We start from the raw sequence: 21106 nt of genomic DNA on the forward strand, positions 1-21106 counted from the left end.
CCTCACTCATCGAGCAACCCCCTCCACCGCGGCTGGCGCAGCATGCCGTCACCGGTCCACGTGGCGAACTCCACCTCACCGGTCAGCTCCGGCCGCACCCAGCGCGCGGTGCGCCGCCGCGCCGGGGGCAGCGGACCGGCGAACGGCGAGGTGTCCGCGGCCAGTGGCTGCAGCCGCTCGTGCAGCTCGCGCAGCGCCCGGTCGGTGAAGCCGGTGCCCACGTTGCCCACGTACCGCAGGCTCCCGTCGTCGGTCCACACCCCGAGCAGCAGCGCGCCCAGGCCGTCGGCGCGGCGACCGTTTCCCGGCTGCCACCCGCCGATCACCACGTCGGCCTTGCGCAGGTTCACCAGCTTGAGCCACTGCTCGCTGCGCCGCCCGGGCAGGTAGTGGCTGGCGGTCTTCTTGGCCATCACCCCTTCCAGCCCCTGCGCACGCACGGCCGCCACCACGTCCGCCGCGTCACCGGTCAGCGGGGGCGGCACCGACCACACCGGCCCGGCCAGCTCCAGCGAGTCCAGCAGCTCGCGCCGCTCCGACAGCGGGCGGCGCAGCAACGACCGGCCGTCCAGGTGCAGCAGGTCGAAGATCAGGTAGGTGATGGCCGCCCCGGCGATGCTCCTGGTGCGCGGCGTGCTGCCGGTCTTGGTGCCGGCCAGCTGCTGCAGCAGCCCGAAGTCCGGCCGTCCGTCGGGACCGAGCACCACCAGCTCCCCGTCCAGCAGCACCTCGTGGCCGGCCAGCGCCTCGCCCAGGCCGGCGATGCCGTGCACCGGCTTGGTGAGGTCTTGGCCGGAGCGGCTGAGCAGCTTCACCCGGCCGCCCTCCACCCGGGCCAGAGCCCGGTAGCCGTCCCACTTGACCTCGTAGAACCAGCTGCCGCGCGTGGGTGGCTCGCCCGGAACGGCGAGCATGGGGGAGAGCTCCTCGGGGAGGGGCTCGTAGTCGGGGTCGGTGGGGGCGTCCCGCCGGCGCAGCGTCCACTGGTCGCTCTTCTCGCCCGGCCGGTGCGACAAGGCGTAGCGGCCCTGCAGCACCTGGCCGTGCAGGGTGAACTCCACCTTCTTGGGTCCCCACGCGGTGATCTCCACCGGACCGCGGTCGGTGACGCGCATCCAGCCACCGCCGTACTCGTTCGCCGGGATCTCGCCCTCGAACTGGGCGTAGGACAGCGGGTGGTCCTCGGTCTGCACGGCCAGGCGCTGGACGCCCGGGCCCGGCGGCACGCCCTTGGGCACCGCCCACGAGGCGAGCACGCCATCGTGCTCCAAACGCAGGTCCCAGTGCAGCGAGCTGGCGTGGTGCTCCTGCACCACGAAGATCGGCCCGGTCTCGTCGCCGCCCACGCCGACCTGGGCCTGCTCACCCATCGGCTCCGGCGTCCTGGCCGTGTCGCGCTTGGCGCGGTAGCGGTCGAGCTGGTCGGACTCAGGCACTGCGCTTGCGCGGGCTGGACTTCTTGGCCGCGGCGGTCTTGGCCGGGGCGGCCTTCTTCGCGGCCGGCTTCTTCCCAGCGCTCGTATCCCCGGCGCTCGTCTCAGCTGCGTCAGCGTCAGCGTCAGTGTCGGCGTCGGCTTCCGCGGCGCTGGCCTTCTTGCTCTTCGCCGGGGCTGCCTTGGCGGTGCTCTTCTTGGCCGGGCTCTTGCGGGCGGGCTTGGCGTCGGGCTCGGTGTCGGCGCCCTTCCCGGTGTCCGAGTCCGCGTCGGTCTCCTGGTCGGCGGCCTTGCCCGCGCCTACTGCCTTGGGCTTGGAGCGATCGATGCTGCGCTGCAGCGCGGTCATCAGGTCCACCACCTGAGCCGACTCCTTGGGCTCCTCGGCCTCCGGCAGCTCGGCGCCCTCGGCCTTGGCCTCGATCAGGGCCGCCATGGCGTCGCGGTAGTCGTCGTGGAACTCCTCCGGCTCGAAGTCGCCCGACATCGTCTCCACCAGCGACTCCGCCATCGCCAGCTCGTTCTTGCGCACCCCGATGTCCTTCTGCAGGAACGCGAACTCGGGCTTGCGGATCTCGTCGGGCCACATCATGGTGTGCAGCACCAGCACGTCCTCGCGGGCGCGCAGCATGGCCAGCGACTCGCGCTGGCGCAGGGTGATCTTGACCATCGCCATCTTGCCGGAGTCGATCAGCGCCTGGCGCAGCAGCACGTAGGGCCGCTCGGCGGCCGGGTCAGGCTCCACGTAGTAGCTCTTCTGGAAGAAGATGGGGTCCACGTCGGCGCCGTCCACGAACTCCAGCACGTCGATGGCGCGGTCGGTGCTCACCGGCAGGTTGGACAGCTCAGCCTGGTCGAGCACCACCATCCGCCCGTCCTCCATCTCGTAGGCCTTGGCGATCTGGTCGTAGGGGACCTCCTCGCCGCACACCGAGCAGACCTTCTTGTACCGAATGCGGCCTTGGTCGGCTTCGTGCACCTGGTGCAGGCGGAAGTCGTGCTCATCCGTTGCGGTGTACAGCCGCACCGCAATCGAGACCAGACCGAAGGAGATGGCACCCTTCCACAGTGATCGCATGCGCCGATTGTGGCGCATGCCTGCACCGTTGTGCAGCCCCGTGCGCCCAGCGCCGGGTGATCGAGCCGGCTACAGGCTGCTCAGCAGCGACTGGTCGAAGTGCTCCACCAGGTCGGCGGCGTCCCGGTAGACCTCCACCGCCCCGGCCTCGCGCAGCTCGGACTCGGCGAACCCGCCGCTGAGAACGCCGATGAACCGGACGCCCGCCCTGGCCGCGGCCTCGCCGTCCCAGACGGAGTCGCCGATGGTGACGGCTCGCTCGGCGGCCAGCCCCAGGGTGTCCACGGCGGTCTGCAGCAGGTCCGGCTCGGGCTTGGTGTCCTCGACGTCCTCGGAGGTGATGGTGGCCTCGACGTGCTCGGCGCCGCCGATGCGCGGGAGCATCCAGTCGAGGTCCTTCGCCTTGCCGCTGGTCGCCAGGGCCACCCGCAGGTTCGCCTGCGCGCACCGGGCGAGCAGGTCGGCGGCGCCGGGCAGGGCGCGCACCTCGCCCTTCAGCTTCTCGTACTCGGTGGAGTGCGCCTCGGCGAGGGCGGAGTCGGAGCTGCCGATCAGGTGCGGCACCAGCTGGTCGTCGCCCAGCCCGATCGCCCGGTGCGCCTGGGCGGCGGTCACCTCGGGGTGGCCGTTGCGCTGGAAGGCCCGCAGCCACGCCAGACCGTGGTGGTACGTGCTGTCCAGCAGCGTGCCGTCGATGTCGAGCAACACACCGGCCCGGTCGGCGTCAGCCATGGGTCTCCTCCTCCCCGCACGGCAGCAACCGGTGCGGGCTCTCGTTGGACAGGTCGACCTCGAAGCTACTGGGCCGACTCCGATGTCGCTGTGGCAGCTGCGATCTCGGCGATGAAGGAGATGGCGACGTCGCGCAGCTTGATGTTCTGCTTCATCGAGCGCTCGCGCAGCACCTCGAACGCCGCGTCGGGGCCGATCTGGTGCACGGCCATCAGGATGCCCTTGGCCTGCTCGATGGGGGCACGGGTCTGGATGGAGTGCTGGAGCTGGGCGGCGAGCTGGTTGGCGGAGTGCACCGTGGCGTACTCGGTGAGCCCACGGCCGGCGTGCTCGACCAGGGCGGCGATGAAGTCCTGGTCGGTGCCCTCGAAGCCGTGCTCCTCGGCGCTGTAGAGGTTGAGCGCGCCGATCGCCACACCCTCGGCCACCAGGGGCGCGGCGAGGAAGGAGTGGACCCCGGCCGCGCGCGCAGGCTCCGCCATGGCCGGGAACTCGCGCTGCACGTCCCGTGCGCTCATGCACACCACGCTGCAGGTGCGCATCGCCTGCAGGCACGGGCCGTCGTCGAGGTGGTACTGCGCGTCGTCCACCGCCTGCACGCGCTCGTCGGTGAGGGCGGCGGTGAAGGCACTCTTGTCGAACTGCGCCGTGACGCCGCTCCAGTCCGCCCCGTCGATCAGCCGCACCGCGAGGTGGGCGGTGGCGGTGAGCAGGTCGAGCAGGTCGTCGTTGGTGTGCACGGGATGCCGCAGCGTGCTCAGGACGTCGGCCATCTCCTTGGGCCGAGCAGCCAGCAGGCGCCCCAGCTCGTCCGAGGCGAGGTGGATCCCGTTCGTCATGCCCGACTCATTTCCTTCGCTCGCTCGCCCGCGCCCCATCCCCGCGTTGGGTGCTGATCGTAGACGAAGAAACGACCTCCGAACCCGGTAGTTTTTCCCGGTCACAGGGCGTGACCGCAGGACGGCCGCGGCCCGTGCACAGCGTGACGAGCACGTCCGTTCAGCGCACCGATGGGTCCGGCTGCACGATGGAGGCGAGGCATCCGTCGGACCGACCCTCAGGAGACCGCGATGGCCAACCAGTTCGCCCTGGACGTGACCAGGATCCGCGACGACGCCCGCGCAAGGATGGCCGCCGGCGCGGTCACCGAGGGCAACATGATCGACCGGGACAACCTGATCGACATCCTCAACCAGGTGGTGGCCACCGAGATCGTCTGCTACCTGCGCTACACCCAGCACGCCATCGTGGCCACTGGCGTGGACCGGGCCCAGGTTGCCGCAGAGTTCACCGAGCACGCCGCCGACGAGATGAAGCACGGCCTGCGGGCGGCGGAGCGGATCAGCCAGCTGGGCGGCAACCCCGACTTCGACCCCGTGACCCTGCGCGAGCGCTCGCACACCCAGTACGTGGAGACCGAGGACAACGACCTCACCCGCATGCTGGAGGAGAACCTCGTCGCCGAGCGCATCGTCATCACCTCCTACCAGGAGATCGCCCGCTGGATCGGTGACCGCGACCCCACCACGCGCCGCCTGATGGAGTCGATCCTGGAGGAGGAGGAGGAACACGCCGACGACTTGAACGACCTTCTGGGAAACTGACCGGGTGGTCACCACAACAGCGGATGCGGTCATCGTCGGAGCCGGGCACCACGGGTTGGTGGCCGCCGCGGCGCTCGCTGACGCGGGCTGGGACGTGGTGGTGCTCGAGGGCAACGACGACGTCGGGGGAGCGGTGCGCTCCGCCGAGCTGGTCCCTGGTTACACCAGCGACCTGTTCAGCGCGTTCTACCCGCTGGGTGCGGCGTCGCCGGCCATCACCGCAATGGGGCTCGAGCAGCACGGCCTGATCTGGACCCACGCGCCCACGGTGGTGGCGCACCCCACCGGCCCCGACGACACCGAGGGGGTGGTGCTGCACCGCGACCCGCAGCGCACCGCCGACGGCCTGGCCCAACACGACGCCCGTGACGGCAAGGCGTGGCTGGAGCTGGTGGAGCGCTGGCAGCAGATTCGCAAGCCGTTGCTGGACACCTTGTTCCGGCCGTTCCCACCGGTGCAGGGCCCCACCGCGATGCTGGCCAGCCTGGGCCCGGCCGAGACGCTGCGGTTCCTGCGCTTCATGCTGCTGCCGGCCCGGCGGATGGGTCGCGAGCTCTTCCACAGCGAGGCGGCTCGGCTGCTGCTGCTGGGCAACGCGATGCACGCCGACGTCCCGGTGGACGCGCCGGTGAGCGGCGCCTTCGGCTTCCTCATGACGATGCTGGCCCAGGACGTCGGCTTTCCCGTGCCGGTGGGCGGGGCCGGCGAGCTGACGGCGACCATGGCCCGCCGCGGAGAGTCGGTGGGCGTGCAGGTGCACACCGGGCAGCACGTGGAGGCCATCGAGGTGCGCGGTGGCCGGGCCGTGGGGGTGCGCACCGCGGAGGGGATGCAGGTACGGGCGCGCCGGGCCGTCATCGCCGACACGTCGGCGCTGAGCCTCTACCGCGACCTGCTGCCCGCCGCAGTGGTGCCCCCGCGGCTGTTGCGCGATCTTGAGCACTTCGAGTGGGACACCCCGGTGGTCAAGGTCAACTACGCGCTGGACGCGCCCATCCCGTGGCGGGCCCGGGGCCTGCACGGCGCCGGCACGGTGCACCTGGGCGCCGACGAGCGCGGCCTGGTGCAGTGGATGGCCGACCTCAACACGGAGGTGGTGCCGCGCACCCCGTTCATGCTGTTCGGGCAGATGACCACCGCTGACGCCACCCGCTCGCCCGAGGGCACCGAGAGCGCCTGGGCCTACAGCCACCTGCCGCGGGAGGTCACCGACGACGACTCCGCCGAGACCCTGGCCCAGCGGATGGACGAGGTGCTGGAGGCGCACGCCCCCGGCTTCGCCCGGCAGGTGGTGGGCCGCGTGGTGCAGAAGTCCAGCGACCTCGCCGGCGCGGACGCCAACCTGCTCTTCGGCACCGTCAACGGGGGCACCGCGCAGCTGCAGCAGCAGCTCATCTTCCGGCCGACCCCCGGCCTGGGCCGGGCCGAGACCCCGATCTCCGGTCTGTACCTGGGGAGTGCGGGTGCCCACCCCGGCGGCGGGGTGCACGGGGTGTGCGGCCTCAACGCGGCCAAGGCGGCACTGGGCGAGCAGGGACTCCTGGGTCTGCCCCGGCGACGGGTCACCAGCGCTCTGCTCGGGTTGTTGAACCGGGGCTAGAAACACAGTGGTCGTGAAATGCATCACTAACCGCCAGTTCACGCTAACGTCGCGCCATGACTCCCGCTGACGCGCGTGGATCGACCAGGACGAAGCGCCGAGACCTGCTCCTGGACGCCACCGCCGCCATCGTCATCGACGAGGGCTGGTCGGCGGTGACGATGGGCCGGCTGGCCTCGGCGGTGCAGGTGAGCAGGCAGAGCGTCTACAACGAGCTGGGCAGCAAGGACAAGCTGGCGGTGGCGCTGGTCGCCAGGGAGACCCGGCGATTCCTGGACACCGTGCAGCTGCAGCTGCTCAGCCACCCCGAGGACATGACGACGGCGACGATGGCGGCGGTGGACTCCGCGCTGCGGATGGGAGAGGAGAACCCGCTGCTGCGGGCCATCATCTCGGCGGCGCACGGCAAGGCTGACGGCCTGCTGCCCCTGCTCACCATCCGGTCGGCACCCGTGCTGGACAGCTCGGTGATGATGCTGACGACCTTTGCCGACGAGCACTGGTCCGGGCTGGCCGGCTCCACCGACGAGCTGCACGAGCTGGTCGACGCCATCGTGCGGCTCACCCTCAGCCACCTGGTGCGACCGCAGTGGCCGGTGCCGCGGGTGACCGCCCTGGTGGGGCGCCTGGTGGATGCCGCGCTGCTGGCGGCCCGCACCGAGGCGGGCGTCAGCCGCGCGCCCACCAACGGCCGCCTCACCGAGGCGCACCGCTGACGCTGCGCCACCGGCTGGGCTGGGCCATGGCGGCGCGCTAGCCGAACAGGCTGAGCTGCAGGCTCTCCGGCTCCGGTGCACGGGCCGTGGCGCGGGTGCGGGTGCGGGCTGGGGGAGCCTCCGCCGGGTGCGGCGCGCCCTGGCTGGCGGGGCCAGCCTGGATGAAGCGGGGACGCGGCTCGCAGTGCGCCAGCGCCACCGCCGCGCTCTCGGCGATCGCGCCCAGCTGGGCGTCGGCGAGCGCGGCGCGCAGGGCGTCCTCCGCCACCGGCAGCCGTCCGGCGCCGTCCACGGCCGACAGCGCCAGGCCCAGCTCGAGGTCGGTGGCCATCGTCATCAGCTCGACGTTGCGCCGGTAGGCCGCCCGGGAGTCGGCGTCGCGCAGCTTGGCCACCATGGACTGTCCGGCGGCCTTGGCCACCCGCAGCCCGTCGTTGTCGTCGACGTCGGCGAAGGCCTGCTCCACGGTGTCGAACTCGGCGAGCAGCTTCACCGCGCTCTTGGGGCCCACCCCACGGATGCCGGGCAGGTTGTCGGAGGTGTCCCCGCGCATGGCGGCGTAGTCGCGGTACTGGTGCGGGTGCACGCCGTTGAGGATGTGCATGCGCTGCGGGTTGAGCAGTGGTGAGGCGTCCACCCCGCCGTTGATCAGGCGCAGCACCTTGCACGTGTCGGAGACCAGGGCGAAGGCGTCCCGGTCCGAGGTCATCACCACGGTGTCCCACCCAGCGACAGCTGCGTGCGCCGCCGCTGACGCCACGACGTCGTCGGCCTCCATGCCCGGGGCGACGACGGTGTGCACGCCGGCCGCGTTCAGCAGCGGTCCCGCCGCGGCCAGCTGCACCAGCAGGTCCTCCGGCTTGTCGGCTCGGTGCGCCTTGTAGGCGGGGTAGCGCATCTTGCGCACGTTGCTGGTGGAGTCGTCCAGGCCCACCACCACCGCGTCGGCGCCCACCCGGCGCACTCCGCCGACCAGCTGCGACAGCAGGCCCTTCAGCGCCCAGGTGGGGGAGCCGTCGGCCGCACGCAGCTCGGAGTGCTTGAGCGCGTGGTAGGAGCGGTGGATCAGCGAGTTGCCGTCCACGGCGAGCAGGACGGGGCGATCAGCGGGGTCTTCCGGGTGCACGGCCCCCACTCTGCCCGCACCGCCGCGGGCCGGAGCACCCGGCTCACCGGTCCTCACCCCGCGGGGGCGAAGCGTTGCACGTAGCCCCGCTGCCACGGCGTCTCCACCGCCCGGCGGTGGTAGTGGGTGCGCACGTAGCGCACCGCCTCGGTGGGCGGCACCCCGTCGAGCACGGCGAGACAGGCCAGCGCGGTGCCGGTGCGCCCGCGCCCGCCGCCGCAGCCGATCTCCACCCGCACGTGCGGGCTCTGCTCCCACGCCTGCACCAGGGCCTGGCGCGCGGTTTCGCGGTCGCGAGGCAGCCCGAAGTCCGGCCAGCGCACCCAGCGCGAGGGCCACGGAGTCGGCTGCGGCTCGTGGCCCAGCAGGTACACGCCAAGCTCGGGCACCGGGCCGGGAGGCGGCGGCCGGCGCAGCGCGCGCCCCCGCACCAGCCGTCCCGAGGGCAGCTCCAGCACGCCCGGCTGTCCGGGCGGCCACGGGCTCACGGCGACCTAGGCGCCCAGCAGGTCCGGGTGCGCCCGGCCGGCCACCATGGGCAGCTCCACCGAGGTGACCACCCCGGGGTCGGCCGCGCACACGTAGGGCACGGCGTTGACGCAGTGCGCCGCCGTGGCGACGATGCCGGGGTTGCTGGCCAGCCCCGCCTCCACGCTCTCCGGCTGCCAGCCGCGGATGGTGACGAAGGTGTCGGGGTTGCCGCGCACCTCGATCTCGAAGCGCTCACCCTCCTCGCCGAGCGTCCAGGCCGGCTCCAGGTGCTCCTCGCCCATCAACCAGCTCACACCGATCTGCACCACCAGCCGGTCGCCGACGAAGGCCTCCCAGAAGAACTTCTGCGCAGCGACCTGGCCGGGCTCGATCACCCCGATGGGGGAGTCGATGGGGGCGGTGGCCACCGCCAGCTCGTGGCGCGGACGGATGTCCACGTCACCGCCGATACCGAGGGTGTCGACCACCATGCGCACCGACTGGGTGAACCCGCGGCTGAGCAGGTCCAGCATCGGTCCGGTGCGCGCCTGCTCCGGGGTGGAGCCGAAGAACATGATCGAGCGGACCACGTCCGGTGCGCCGTAGGTGCGGATGTCGGAGAACTCCTCCGCACGCACGAAGGTCACCGCCGAGGACATCGACGACAGCAGCAGCGGGAACACCTCGGTGACGCCACCGGGGTCGATCCCGGTGCCGTGCAGGCTCACCCCACCGTCGAGACAGGCCTGCTCGACCTTGGTCGTCTCCTTGTCGGTGGGGTAGTACCAGCCCACCGGGGTGATCACGTTCTTGCCCGAGCGCAGCAGCGCCGCCACCTCCCGCGAGCTGGGGACCAGGGGCGCGTAGACCACTGCGTCGGCCTCCAGCGCCAGGATCTCCTCGACGCTGCTGGTGGCCCGGACGCCGAGCGGGTCGAGGCCGGCGAGCTCGCCGGCGTCACAGCCGTGCTTGTCCGCCGAGTGCACCCAGCAGCCGACCAGCTCGAGCTCGGGATGGGCCACGATGGCCCCGATCGCGGCTCGTCCCACAGAACCGGTGGCCCACTGCACTACCCGCAACACCATGACCGGCTCCTTGCCTGTTGGTTAGGGCCACGGTATTGCGGGGAGCGGCAGTGTCAATGGGATCAGCGTCAATGGCCTCGGCTCAGACGGTGACCGCCGGCTGTGGGACGCCGGTGCCCGCGGGGATCGTGGTGACGTCGCCGTGGCGCTTCGCGCGGTGCGCCACCCAGCGGTCGGCCGCCAGGTTGAGCAGCACACCGACCACACCCCAGACCACGATCACCAGCAGGTTGCCGCCGACAACGTGCCCGTCGAAGTAGACCGACAAGCCACCACCGGAGGCAGGCACACCACCCAGCATGACTGGGACGATCGCGGCGAGTCCGAACGTGCGGGTGAAGGCCCCGGTGACCAGCGCCATGGCGAAGATGGTCAGCGAGCCGACACCGGTCAGCTCCCAGGCGTGGCCGTTGACCGCGCCGATGAGGACGTCGAACAGGAACCACAGCCACAGGGCCATGCCCACCGACCAGCCGGCGAGCAGCGGCAGGCGCTGGCGCGGCCGCGTGAGCTCCGGTGCTCCGCCGCGGAACACCGCCATGATCAGGAAGCCCGCCATGATCCAGGCCATGCTGACGTACATGCTGTTGCTGCCCATGCCGTCGTCCGACCGAGAGCCCGGAGCAGGACTGACGCTCCCGGTGGGGGTCAGATCATGTCGCGACCCTCGCGCCGTGCCTCCAGGTAGTCCCGGAGGAACGCCCTGCTGATCACGAACAGCACGCCGGCAACCAGGACCGGCCAGACCAGCATGTAGAGGGTGAGCGCAACGGTGCTCATGCGCGGGTTCCTTCCGTCGTGGGTGCCGTGGTGGAGGGGCCGGCGCGGGAGGGGTCGGCGCGGGAAGGATCGAAGTCCCCGGTGCCCTCGGCGATCAGGGCAAAGTCGAAGCGGGTGCGCTGGCGCACCGACATGCCGAAGCAGACCAGCGTGCTGACGGCGTACGCGGCCAGCGAGGCGCTGAGCGTGGCGTAGTCGTGCAAGAAGCCGAGCACGAACGGGGCGGAGACCAGCGCCGACAGCACGGCCACCACCTGTGCGACGCGCAGGCCGAAGAACCCGAAGGCCATCAGGCCGAGAACCACACCGATCCCCACCACGGAGAGGACGTCGGTGAGCAGCCCCACCGCACCGTTCACGGGTACCCAGCTGAATCGGATGGGCAGGAAGACGGCAAGTGCGGCGAGCACCGAGGTGGTGAAGGCCCGGTTGGTCACCTTGTCCCAGTAGAAGCTGGCGATCACCGGGAAGACCAGCGCCCCCCAGAGCGCGCCCACGAAGACCAGCAGGTCCAGGATGCTCAGCTGGAGGCTCGCCAGCGCGACCGCGACCGCGGTGGCCACCACCATCGTGGTGCGGCCGACCAGCACCATGGTCCGGGGGTTCGCGCCCTTCTTGCCGGCGAGGTTCTGGCCGTAGACGTCAGCCATCGCGATGGAGGCGAGCGCGGCGAGGTCGGAGTCCGCTGTGGACGACAGCGCTCCGATGATCATCACGAAGAACACCGCCAGCAGCACGGCCGGCAGGTAGCTCATGGCCATCTGCGGGATCACGTTGTTCACGTCGCCGTCCATCGGCTCGATCCCGAGGTACAGCGCCAGGACCCCGAGCATGCCGACGCCGATCACGGTGGCGCCGTAGCCGATGGTCGCCGTGATGAAGGTCGGCTTGATGAGGTTCTCGCGCACCGCGAACAAGCGCTGCGCGATGGTCTGGTTGCCGATGGCGTAGGCCAGCACCGCGGCGATGTAGGGGGCGCCCTGGTTGAGGAACGCGTCGCTGGAGAAGAAGCTGCCCTGCTGCGCGGTGAGGTTGCCTGCGCCGCTCTCGAACGCGGCGGGGAAACCTGCGGCGAAGAAGATGAACGGCACGATCACCACCACGGCGCCGAGCATGGCGACCACCTGGATGAAGTCGGTCAGCACCGAGGCCCGAAAGCCCGACCACAGCGTGTAGAGCAGGACCCCGCCGGCGACGATGAACACACCCTGGATGAAGTTGAACGGCGACAGCATGGAGATGAGGACTCCGCCGGCCAGAAAGTTCGACATCAGGCTGATCACGCTGCCGACCACGTTGGACCCGGCCAGCATCAGCTGGCTGGAGCGACCGTGACGCACGCGCATCACCTCGGCCAAGGTGTGGGCCTTGGGCGCCACCGCGCGGATGCGGCGTCCGAAGGGGTAGATGAACAGGATCATCAGCGCACCCCACAGCCCGTAGTGAATGGGACCGGAGATGCCGTAGGTGTAGCCGGAGGTGGCCGAGGCGTACAGCGACGACGCCCAGATCCACGTGGCGGTCATGCTCGCGGCCGAGATGCCGAACCCAAGCTTGTTCCCGGCGGTCATGTACCCGTCGGCGTTCTCCTCGCGCTTTCCGATGCGCAGCGAGACCCAGAAGGTGCCACCGTAGAAGAACACCAGGAGGCCGACGATCGCCACCACGCTGAGCTGCGTGAAACCTGAATCAGGCACACGCCACCTCCTTCATCAACTTCGAGCTCGGACCCGTTCCCTCCGGTGTGGTCACAGAGTCGGGTCGCGGCAGGTGTCGGTGGGCTGCGAGGCCGTCCACGGTGTGATTCTTCGCAGACGTGGCAAACCCACCCTTGTCGGACAGTGCGGACGTTATCAACGCCAGCTTTGTCGCGAGGTACCGGCACCAAGCCATAGCACCCTGGAACGAATACCCGAAATGGCCCGCTGACCGGCTGACATGGCGTCGCGGTCAACCGCTGGACAGCCCGGTGCGGCCGTGCCACGGTGGTCTCTCGGACCGTGCGGGAAAGGGGTCGGTCTCGAGTGTCGACGCCACTGGACCGAGCGAGCGAGGCGCTGCGGCGGCACGGCCTCGGTCGGTGGGCTCCGCCGGCGCCCTGGGGCAACGGTCTGGACCACGTGGTGTTTCGGGCCGGCGACCTGGCCGTGCGCGTGGGCCGAGACGTCGACGTCACCCACGAGAGCGAGCTGCTCGCCGTCCTCGCGGCGGCCGACCTGGGGGTGGCGGTGCCCTGCCCCGTGCTGGTGGAGGCCGAGCTTGCGGTGCTGGCCTACCCGCTGCTGCCGGGAGCCCCGCTGCTGGGGCAGCCGCCGCCGCAGGGGAGTGCGACGACCCTCGCGCGGGCGCTGCGGAGGCTGCACCGGGTGAACGCGGCGACGGTGGCGGGTCTCGTCCCCCGGGAGATCGATCCGGGGGTGGAGTGGCTGGCCGACCTGCACGGTCCGGTCGAGCACCTCGACCTCCTCCACGCCACCGTGCCTGATCCACCGGAGCACCCCGTGCTGTGCCACAACGACCTGGGAGCTGAGCACCTGCTGGCCGACGGCGGCGAGCTCACCGGCATCCTCGACTGGTCCGACGCGGCGATCACCGACCCGGCCATCGACCTGTCCCGGCTGCTCCGCGACTTCGGGCCGCGCTTCCTGGACGAGGTGCTGGACGGCTACGGCGACCTGGGCGGCGACGCGATGCCGCGGATCTACTTCTACGCCCGCTGCGCCGCGCTGGAGGATCTCGCCCACGCGCGGGCCACCGGTCGCGCGGAGTACGCGGTGGCGGCGCGGCCCAGCCTCACCTGGCTGTTTCCCGGCTAGGCCGCCCCCCTGTAATCACCCGGTGGGTGAGCAGGCTGTGGTCTTCGCTGGTGCGACGGTCGTGGGGTGCCGCCGGGGTCGATCCAGGCCGGTGGAGTGAACCAGGGTTGGCGGTCCTTGCCGATGGCTACGGACCAGCCTTGGTGGTGCACGACCCGGTGATGGTGCCCGCAGAGGAGAACCAGGTTGCTTAGTGCGGTGTCGCCGTTGTCCGCCCAGTGGATGATGTGGTGGGCGTGGCACCAGCCTGGTGGTCGGCCGCAGCCGGGGAAGGCGCAGCCGCGGTCGCGGGCGATCAACGCGCGTCGCAGGCTGCCGGAGACGGTGTAGGTGGTGCGGCCGACGTCGAGTGGGACGCCGTGCTCGTCCAGGGTCATGGGGGTGATCTCGGCGTCGCAGGCCAATCGGCGGGCGGCGGCGATGGACAGGGGTCCGAGGAAGGTGAGCTCTGCGGCCGGGCCATGGCCGGCGGCGAGGGCGTCGGCGCGGACATGCAGGGTGAGGTGCGGGCGGGCGTAGCCCTCCCCGGGCACGCAGGCGTGATCGGCCGCGCGCCCCAACAGATCGACGAGCGCATCTCCGAGGCGTCGGGCGGGTGAGCGGGGGTCCTTCTCTCCGTTTTCTTCCGATCGTGGCTTGGCCAGGGGAGAGAGGACGGAGCGGGCGAGCTCGGCGGCTTCGGTGTCCAGCCAGCCGGTCACCTTGTGCAGCCCGTCGCCGCAGTCACTGATGCGCAGGTCCCGGCGTGCGACGGCTTGTTCCTCGGTGAGCTCAGCATCGTCGGGGCAGATGCGGGCGAGCAGCTCGCGACCGCGGCGGCCCAATGCCTGGGGGTCCTCCAGGCGGGCGGCGTCCAGCAGGTAGGTGCGGCAGGCGTCGACACCGTCACCGGGTAGGTCGTCGGGCAGCTGCTGCAGCACCCGCACGATCACCTCCGCGTGGTCCACCGTGATGGCGCCGGAGTCCAGCGCAGCGGCCACATCGGGCAGCCGATCCAGGGCCAGGCCCAACCGCACCATTCGCGATGCCGCACCCGGGGACACGCGGCTCACGTCGGTCAGCCACCGCGCGGTGTTCGCGGCGCCCAGCTCGATTGCTGCTCCCCGCCGATCGATCTCGGTGATGGTTCGTAGCTGCAGGCCCTGAATGGCAGAGGTGGCGGTGCCGAGGTCGCGAGCGAACGTCACCAGCTCGTCCGACCCCAGGCGCCACAGCTCCACCCCAGTGGGGTCTGCGAGGGCACCGGCCATGTCCATGAGTCGAACACTAGTTCGAACCACCGACAGTTATCGGGCCAGTGACCGGACGCTGACCAGTGCGGGTGTGATGCCCTGCCCGAGCACCCCGGGCGCCGCGCAGCGCCTCCGGCCGCCCTGACGTCTGTAAGCAATAGTTGACGCACGTCACAATTCGACCTAGGTTCTGCTGTGACCAGCCTCACTCCGGCTGCTGCGCACCATCTTTCCCGCCCAGGGCCGGCTGCGGCTCACCTCCAGGAGGACACGTGTCCCGTCCCACCACCGCCGTCATCGGCGCCGGCATCAGCGGTCTCACCGCGGGCAAGATGCTCGGCGACTACGGCGTGCCGTACACCTGCTTCGAGATGTCCGACCGCATCGGCGGCAACTGGGCGTTCGGCAACCCCAACGGGGTCAGCAGCGCCTACCGGTCGCTGCACATCGACACCTCCAAGCACCAGCTGTCCTTCCGGGACTTCCCGATGCCGATGACCTACCCGGACTTCCCGCACCACACCCAGGTCAAGGCCTACCTGGAGGACTACGCCACGGCGTTCGACCTCAAGCAGCACATCGAGTTCGACAACGGGGTGGAGCACGCCGAGCGGCTCGCCGGTGGGGGCTGGGAGCTCACCACCGGGCGCGGCGAGACTCGACGATTCGACTTCCTCGTGGTCGGCAACGGCCACCACTGGGACCCGCGCACCCCCAGCTTCCCCGGCACGTTCTCCGGGGTGGAGATGCACTCCCACCACTACATCGACCCGCGCAGCCCGCTGGACCTCACCGGCAAGCGGATCCTGGTGGTGGGGCTGGGTAACAGCGCCGCCGACATCACCGTCGAGCTGTCCTCGCGCACCCTGCAGAACGACGTCACCCTCTCCACCCGCTCCGGCGCCTGGATCGTGCCCAAGTACCTGGCGGGCAAGCCGGCCGACAAGTACTTCAAGACCTCGCCCACCATCCCGGCGCGCTGGCAGCGCAAGCTCACCCAGCTCACCGCGCCGCTGATCGCCGGCAACCCCGAGGACTACGGCCTGCCCAAGCCCAACCACAAGTTCATGGAGGCCCACCCCACCCAGTCGGTGGAGCTGCCGCTGCGGCTGGGCTCCGGCGACGTGGTGGCCAAGCCCAACGTCACCCTGCTGGACGGGGAGACGGTGCACTTCGAGGACGGCACCAGCAGCGACTTCGACGTCATCGTCTACGCCACCGGCTACAACATCACCTTCCCGTTCTTCGACGAGAGCTTCCTCAGCGCGCCGGACAACCACGTGCCGCTGTACAAGCGGATGTTCAAGCCGGGCATCGACGACCTCGCCTTCGTCGGGTTCGCCCAGTCCACGCCCACCCTGTTCCCGTTCGTGGAGTGCCAGGCCCGCCTCGTCGCGGCCTACGCGGCCGGGCGCTACCGGCTGCCGTCGGTGGCCGAGATGGAGCAGGTGATCGTGGCGGAGGAGCAGAAGTACACCGGACACATGGTGGCCTCGGCGAGGCACACCCAGCAGGTGGACTTCTTCCTCTACGAGCACGACATGCGCACCAAGGAGCTGCCCGCCGGGCTGCAGCGCGCCACCGCTGAGGGCGCGCCCCTGCTCGCCGGCCGGACCACGTGAGCGCACGGTCGCTGACCGACCGCCGCGCTGGTGCCGCCGGCGACCTCCGCAGGACCGCGTTGCTGCGAGCCCTGGACGAGCAGCTGCGGCAGACCGACGGGGACCTGGACGCGGTCAACGTCGGCGACCTCACCAAGCAGGCCGGGGTGACGCGGCCGGCGTTCTACTTCTACTTCGAGAGCAAGGCGGCTGCCGTTGCCGCCGCGGCCGACGAGATGTACGGCGAGGTCTCCACCGCGACGTCGGTGCTGCTCGGTGAGGGCGACCCGGCCACCCGGATCACCCGGACGCTCGCGTCGCTGGTGCGCGCCGGGCGCGACCACCGCCACCTCTACCGGGCCATGCTGCAGGCCCGCAACACCTCGGCCGAGGTCCGTGCTCTCTGGGAGGCCGACCGCCGTCAGTTCGTCGCCCCGATCGCGGCGATGATCACTGACGAGCGGGCCGCGGGCCGCGCCGCCGCGGGCGCACCCGCGGACGCCCTGGCCACCATGCTCCTCGACCTCAACGAACGACTGCTGGAGCGGCTCACCTTCGTCACCGACGCCGACCCCACCGCGCTGACCGACGCCGTGGCCGCCATCTGGCTGGCCACCATCTACGGACGCACCGACCTGCTGCACCCGAGCACCCACCTGACCACACAGCAAGGGACACCGGAATGACCACGCACGAGCTCCCCACCCGCCAGGAAGCCGGCTACCAGCAGGTCTCCTTCTCCTCGGCCGGCACCACCTGCGACGCCTGGCACTTCACCGCCGGCTCCGACGCGTTGACCACCGCGGCGGGACGGCCAGTGGTGGTGATGGCGCACGGGCTGGGTGGCACCAAGGACTCTGGGCTGCAGCCCTTCGCCGAGGCGCTGGCCGCCGCGGGGCTGGACGTGTTCGCCTTCGACTACCGCGGCTTCGGCACCAGCGGCGGCAGCCCCCGCCAGCGAGTGTCACCCACCGGCCAGCTGGCCGACTACCGCGCCGCCATGCGGGCCGCCGCGGCGCTGGACGGGGTGGACGCGCACCGGCTGGTGCTGTGGGGGGTGTCGCTGTCGGGCGGGCACGTGCTGGCCGCCGGCGCCGATCGCGACGACGTGGCCGCCGTCATCTCGCTGACCCCGCTGGTGGACGGCACGTCCGCGGGACGGCACGCCATGGCCCACCACAAGCCCACTGAGCTGCTGCGCTCCGGCGCGGCCGCGGTGCGCAGCCGGGTGTCCGGCCTGGTCGGCAGGGCGCCGGTGATGATGCCGGTGGTGGGCCGGCCGGGGGAGATGGCCGCGCTGTCGCTGGACGGCTGCTACGAGGACTACCTCTCCCTCGCCGGCCCGTCGTGGCGCAACGAGATCGACGCCGCGGTGGGCGTGGAGCTGGGCAGCTACAAGCCGGGCAAGCAGGCTGACCGGCTGCGCTGCCCGCTGCTGGTGCAGATCGGCGACTTCGACCGCAGCGCCCCGCCGCAGGCCGCCGCCACCGCTGCCTTCGCGGGCCGGGCCGAGGTGCGCCACTACCCGTGCGACCACTTCGACGTGTGGCCCGGCAAGGAGTGGTTCGACACCACCGTGGCCCACCAGGTGGCGTTCCTGACCCGCCACCTGGCCCCCGCCGACTAGCTCAGCGGGCCTGGGTCTCGGCCGGCTCCGGCTGCTCGGGCAGCGCGCACACGCCGTCCACGCACACCGCGCCGGCGTCACCGACCATCTCGAACGGCGCGGTCACGCCGGCACCTCGGCGGCGGCCTGGGTGAGGGCCTGCTCGAACAGCTCGGCCGGCTGGGCGCCGGAGACGCCGTAGCGGCCGTCGATGACGAAGAACGGCACGCCGCTGATGCCGTAGGCGCGGGCCTGGTCGATGTCGGCCTGCACCGCGTCGCGGTAGGTGCCCTCGGCCAGGTCGGCACGCACCTGCGCGGCGTCCAGGCCCACCTCCGCGGCCAGCTCGGCGAGGTCGTCGTCGTGGCCGACGTGGCGGCCCTCGGTGAAGTAGGCGTGCAGCAGCCGCTCCTTGAGCTGCACCTGCAGCCCGTGGGCCTTGGCCACGTGCAGCACCTCGTGCGCCTTGAGGGTCTTGGTGTGCCGGACGGCCGCGTAGTCGAAGGTGATGCCCTCGGCGGCGCCGGTGGCGGTCATCTGCTCCAGCAGCTGGCGGACCTGCTCGACGGGCATGCCCTTGTGCTGGGCGAGGAAGTCGACCTCGCTGCCCTCGTAGTCCACCGGGGTGTCTGGGGCGAGCTCGAAGGAGTGGTACTCCACCTCCACCTCGCCGCCACCGGCCTGCTGGTAGCGGCGCACCCCCTCCTCGAAGCGGTGCTTGCCGACGTAGCACCAGGGGCAGGCGATGTCGGACCAGATGTCTACCTTCAGCGGGCTGCTCATGCCCGGGGCAACACCACGGGCAGACGCCGGTATTCCGGCGGCGGTGCGGTGCTCAGCCGGGGAGGCCGGCGAGCTCGGCGAAGGCCGCGAGCTGCTCCAGGTAGTGCTCCAGCGACTCGTGGCGCAGCGTCAGGTTCACCAGCGTGCCGCCCGCCTTCTCCGCCGTCTCCAGCATCTCGCCGACCGAGTCGGGCGCGCCGATGGCGTCGATGCGCCCACCGGGGGTGAAGACCACGTCGAACCCGGCCGGCGGGTCCACCTCGTCGAGCATCTGGCGCATCAGCTCCGGGGAGGGGCCGCGGAACGCCTGCGGCGCGGGCGACCACCCGTCAGCCAGCGTCACGGCACGCCGCAGCGCCCGCTTGCTGTGCCCACCGATCCACAGGGGCAGCTTCTCCTGCGCCGCGTGCGGGTCGATCACCAGGTTCTCGAAGGAGTAGTACGGACCGTCGTAGGACACCACCCGCTTGCCCAGCGCCGCGCGCAGCGCCCGCAGCGCGTCGTCGGCCCGGGGACCGCGGTCGGCGAAGGGCTTGCCGAGCAGGTCGAACTCTTCCTCGAGGTTGCCCACCCCGAGGCCCAGCACCAGCCGGCCACCGCTGAGGTGGTCCAGCGTGCCGTAGCGCTTGGCCAGCTCCAGCGGGTGGTAGAAGGGCAGCACCAGCACGTACGGCAGGAACCGGATGCGGCTGGTCTGGCCGGCCAGGAACGCGAACGTCGCCAGCGGGTCGTAGAACCGCTCGCCACGGGGCAGGCCCGGGGGCACTGCCACGTGGTCGCCGCAGGTCATGAAGTCGTAGCCGAGCTGGTCGGCGGCCTGGGCCACCCGCACCAGCTCGGCCGGACCGGCCTCGCTCTCCCACGCCGGGCGGTTGCCCGAGAGCGCCACGATGGGAGAGCCGAGGCCTACCCGCATCAGTGCGCGGCCTGGTCGTGACCGGCGAAGGCTGCCTCCGGGTTGACCGGAAGCGGCTCGTGGGAGACCACCTCCAGCGTCCCGGCCACTGCGGCCTCCCGGATGCTCTGCCGCAGCTCCTGGCAGCCGGAGAAGGTGCCACCGTTGGGCCCGGGACGCGGGGAGGCCGCCCGCCGCTCCAGGCAGGCCTCCACCGCGTCGTCGTGCCACTGGATGGTCGTCTGGTCCCAGCTGCTCTTGCGTGCCGTGACCGATGCGGTGCACGCCCGGCAGCGCACCTGCTGCATCGGCGTGTCCTCGAGACGGTTGTCGGGCCGAACGCTCATCAGACCGGCTGGCTCTCGGCGGTCTCGCGATCGGCGGCGTCCCGGGTGGCGATGTTCTGGGCGACCTCGGCACGCCACGCCTGGTTCGGCTGCGTGGTGTCGATCTCGAACTCGAACCGGTCCGTCATGTCCGGCGTCACGTCGGCGACGTCGACGTAGAACTGCTCGTACCAGCGACGCAGCTGGTAGACCGGGCCGTCCTCCTCGGTGAGCAGCGGGTTGTCGATGCGGGCCTTGTGCTTCCAGATGTGCACGTCCTGCTCGAAGCCGAGCCGGATGAAGTCACCCATCTTGCGGGCCATCGCCTCGGCGGCCGCGTCGTCCAGGCCCGGCAGCTTCTTGACGATGACGCCGTACTGCAGCACGAAGGAGTTGGCGTCGATCGGGTAGTGGCAGTTGATGAGCACGCTGGGGACGTCCTCAGCGTTCTGGTAGTGGTACACGAGGTCGTCGATCATGAACGACGGTCCGTGGTACGAGGCGACCGATGAGTTGCCCGTGCTGATCGGCGCGTTGGGGTCCGACGCGGCGGCGCGCTGGATGTCGTCGCGGCCCTCACCGTTCATCCACTGGGTGGCGGTGTGCCCCTCGAAGACGTTCTTGAAGTACGTCGGGAAGGAGTAGTGGATGTAGAAGAAGTGCGCCATGTCCACGACGTTGTCGATGATCTCGCGGCAGTTGGAGCCCTCGATCTTGGTGGTGTACCAGACCCAGTCGGTGTACTCCGGGTCGTCGTAGGCCGCGATGCGCGGGATGGTCACGTCCGCCGGCGGGGGGTTGCCCTCGGGGTCGTTCCAGACGAAGAGCATGCCGTCCTGCAGCAGCGTGGGCCACGCCGCGGTGCGGGCGCGCAGCGGGACGCGCTTGGCGTAGGGCACGGCCTTGCACTTGCCGTCGCCGCCCCAGCGCCAGTCGTGGAACGGGCAGGCCACCGTGTTGCCCTTGACCTGGCCCTGGGAGAGGTCGCCGCCCATGTGGCGGCAGTAGGCGTCGAGCACGCTGATCTTGCCGTCCTCGCCGGCGAAGACCACGAGCTTCTGGCCGAAGGCCTCGATGGAGTGCGGCTTGCCGTCGGCGAAGTCGCGCTGCAGGCCCAGGCAGTGCCAGCCACGTGCGTAGCGGTCCGGCACGCCGTCGTTCTCGATCTGGCGGACCTCGTCCTCGACAATGCTCATGTTCGGGTCTCCATTCCTGACGTCCC

The 21106-nt window shown here is 71.1% G+C and carries 22 protein-coding genes; 7 read left to right on the forward strand and 15 right to left on the reverse strand.

The window, feature by feature from the left end:
* Positions 1–2: 2 nt before the first annotated feature.
* The 4 genes from ligD to ELX43_RS07390 all read right to left on the reverse strand — a co-directional run bounded on the left by ligD (position 3) and on the right by ELX43_RS07390 (position 4082).
* Positions 3–1436: a non-homologous end-joining DNA ligase gene (gene ligD, locus ELX43_RS07375; RefSeq protein ID WP_127782799.1), complete on the reverse strand. Its 1434-nt coding sequence runs from the start codon at positions 1434–1436 to the stop codon at positions 3–5.
* Positions 1429–2511 (reverse strand): Ku protein, encoded by a 1083-nt coding sequence (locus ELX43_RS07380; protein ID WP_127782800.1) that lies wholly within the window; start codon positions 2509–2511, stop codon positions 1429–1431. The genes ligD and ELX43_RS07380 overlap by 8 nt, the downstream gene beginning before the upstream one ends.
* A 69-nt stretch (positions 2512–2580) precedes the next feature.
* Positions 2581–3243, reverse strand: coding sequence for an HAD family hydrolase (locus tag ELX43_RS07385; protein ID WP_127782801.1), 663 nt, complete (start codon positions 3241–3243; stop codon positions 2581–2583).
* A gap of 65 nt (positions 3244–3308) precedes the next feature.
* Positions 3309–4082, reverse strand: a complete 774-nt coding sequence (locus ELX43_RS07390) for a GAF and ANTAR domain-containing protein (protein WP_164860603.1) — start codon at positions 4080–4082, stop codon at positions 3309–3311.
* 231 nt (positions 4083–4313) lie between these two features.
* Between ELX43_RS07390 and ELX43_RS07395 the strand changes: the two genes are divergently transcribed.
* Genes ELX43_RS07395 through ELX43_RS07405 form a run of 3 tightly spaced genes read left to right on the forward strand, consistent with a single transcriptional unit; the run spans position 4314 to position 7163 of the window.
* Entirely contained in the window at positions 4314–4847 is a 534-nt protein-coding gene (locus ELX43_RS07395; protein WP_127782803.1) for a ferritin-like domain-containing protein, read from the forward strand.
* A gap of 4 nt (positions 4848–4851) precedes the next feature.
* Positions 4852–6447, forward strand: coding sequence for an NAD(P)/FAD-dependent oxidoreductase (locus ELX43_RS07400; protein ID WP_127782804.1), 1596 nt, complete (start codon positions 4852–4854; stop codon positions 6445–6447).
* Positions 6448–6503: 56 nt separating this feature from the next.
* Positions 6504–7163, forward strand: a complete 660-nt coding sequence (locus tag ELX43_RS07405) for a TetR family transcriptional regulator (RefSeq protein ID WP_127782805.1) — start codon at positions 6504–6506, stop codon at positions 7161–7163.
* Between the two features lie 37 nt (positions 7164–7200).
* On the opposite strand, the gene ELX43_RS07410 is transcribed toward ELX43_RS07405, so the two are convergent.
* The 6 genes from ELX43_RS07410 to ELX43_RS07430 all read right to left on the reverse strand — a co-directional run bounded on the left by ELX43_RS07410 (position 7201) and on the right by ELX43_RS07430 (position 12196).
* Positions 7201–8289, reverse strand: coding sequence for a 5'-3' exonuclease H3TH domain-containing protein (locus ELX43_RS07410; protein ID WP_164860604.1), 1089 nt, complete (start codon positions 8287–8289; stop codon positions 7201–7203).
* 53 nt (positions 8290–8342) lie between these two features.
* Complete coding sequence (locus tag ELX43_RS07415; RefSeq protein ID WP_127782807.1) at positions 8343–8777, reverse strand: protein phosphatase; 435 nt, start codon at positions 8775–8777, stop codon at positions 8343–8345.
* 6 nt (positions 8778–8783) lie between these two features.
* Positions 8784–9845 carry a dihydrodipicolinate reductase gene (locus ELX43_RS07420; protein ID WP_127782808.1) on the reverse strand — a complete coding sequence of 354 codons (1062 nt, stop codon included), beginning with the start codon at positions 9843–9845 and terminating at the stop codon, positions 8784–8786.
* Positions 9846–9927: 82 nt separating this feature from the next.
* Complete coding sequence (locus ELX43_RS07425; protein ID WP_206518134.1) at positions 9928–10443, reverse strand: hypothetical protein; 516 nt, start codon at positions 10441–10443, stop codon at positions 9928–9930.
* A 50-nt stretch (positions 10444–10493) separates the two neighbouring features.
* Positions 10494–10625, reverse strand: a complete 132-nt coding sequence (locus ELX43_RS17980) for a putative transporter small subunit (RefSeq protein ID WP_241249825.1) — start codon at positions 10623–10625, stop codon at positions 10494–10496.
* Entirely contained in the window at positions 10622–12196 is a 1575-nt protein-coding gene (locus ELX43_RS07430) for a sodium:proline symporter (RefSeq protein WP_241249882.1), read from the reverse strand. Before ELX43_RS07430 ends, ELX43_RS17980 begins: the two co-directional genes overlap by 4 nt.
* 453 nt (positions 12197–12649) lie before the next feature.
* On the opposite strand from ELX43_RS07430, the gene ELX43_RS07435 reads away from it, so the two are divergent.
* The gene (locus tag ELX43_RS07435; protein WP_164860605.1) at positions 12650–13441 is read left to right on the forward strand and encodes a phosphotransferase; all 792 of its coding nucleotides are present in this window, start codon (positions 12650–12652) and stop codon (positions 13439–13441) included.
* Here ELX43_RS07435 and ELX43_RS07440 read toward each other — a convergent pair.
* Positions 13438–14697, reverse strand: coding sequence for an HNH endonuclease signature motif containing protein (locus ELX43_RS07440; protein ID WP_127782811.1), 1260 nt, complete (start codon positions 14695–14697; stop codon positions 13438–13440). The two genes, ELX43_RS07435 and ELX43_RS07440, sit on opposite strands and share 4 nt — an antisense overlap.
* A 248-nt stretch (positions 14698–14945) precedes the next feature.
* On the opposite strand from ELX43_RS07440, the gene ELX43_RS07445 reads away from it, so the two are divergent.
* Genes ELX43_RS07445 through ELX43_RS07455 form a run of 3 tightly spaced genes read left to right on the forward strand, consistent with a single transcriptional unit; the run spans position 14946 to position 17901 of the window.
* Positions 14946–16295, forward strand: coding sequence for an NAD(P)-binding domain-containing protein (locus ELX43_RS07445; RefSeq protein ID WP_127782812.1), 1350 nt, complete (start codon positions 14946–14948; stop codon positions 16293–16295).
* A complete protein-coding gene (locus ELX43_RS07450) occupies positions 16292–16960 on the forward strand; it encodes a TetR/AcrR family transcriptional regulator (RefSeq protein ID WP_127782813.1) in 669 nt (222 codons plus the stop codon). Before ELX43_RS07445 ends, ELX43_RS07450 begins: the two co-directional genes overlap by 4 nt.
* Positions 16957–17901, forward strand: a complete 945-nt coding sequence (locus ELX43_RS07455; protein WP_127782814.1) for an alpha/beta hydrolase — start codon at positions 16957–16959, stop codon at positions 17899–17901. The genes ELX43_RS07450 and ELX43_RS07455 overlap by 4 nt, the downstream gene beginning before the upstream one ends.
* Positions 17902–18003: 102 nt before the next feature.
* Here ELX43_RS07455 and ELX43_RS07460 read toward each other — a convergent pair whose 3' ends face one another.
* From ELX43_RS07460 to ELX43_RS07475, 4 genes are read right to left on the reverse strand one after another with little or no spacing between them, the layout of a single operon-like run.
* On the reverse strand, positions 18004–18663 hold the full coding sequence (locus ELX43_RS07460) for a DsbA family oxidoreductase (RefSeq protein ID WP_127782815.1): 660 nt from the start codon (positions 18661–18663) through the stop codon (positions 18004–18006).
* A gap of 52 nt (positions 18664–18715) precedes the next feature.
* Complete coding sequence (locus tag ELX43_RS07465) at positions 18716–19579, reverse strand: LLM class F420-dependent oxidoreductase (RefSeq protein WP_127782816.1); 864 nt, start codon at positions 19577–19579, stop codon at positions 18716–18718.
* Positions 19579–19905 carry a ferredoxin gene (locus ELX43_RS07470; protein WP_127782817.1) on the reverse strand — a complete coding sequence of 109 codons (327 nt, stop codon included), beginning with the start codon at positions 19903–19905 and terminating at the stop codon, positions 19579–19581. The genes ELX43_RS07465 and ELX43_RS07470 overlap by 1 nt, the downstream gene beginning before the upstream one ends.
* Positions 19905–21080, reverse strand: a complete 1176-nt coding sequence (locus ELX43_RS07475; RefSeq protein WP_127782818.1) for a Rieske 2Fe-2S domain-containing protein — start codon at positions 21078–21080, stop codon at positions 19905–19907. Before ELX43_RS07475 ends, ELX43_RS07470 begins: the two co-directional genes overlap by 1 nt.
* Between the last annotated feature and the right edge of the window lie 26 nt (positions 21081–21106).

The organism is Rhodococcus sp. X156 (genome assembly GCF_004006015.1).
In the GTDB taxonomy this organism is placed as follows: Bacteria; Actinomycetota; Actinomycetes; order Mycobacteriales; family Mycobacteriaceae; genus X156.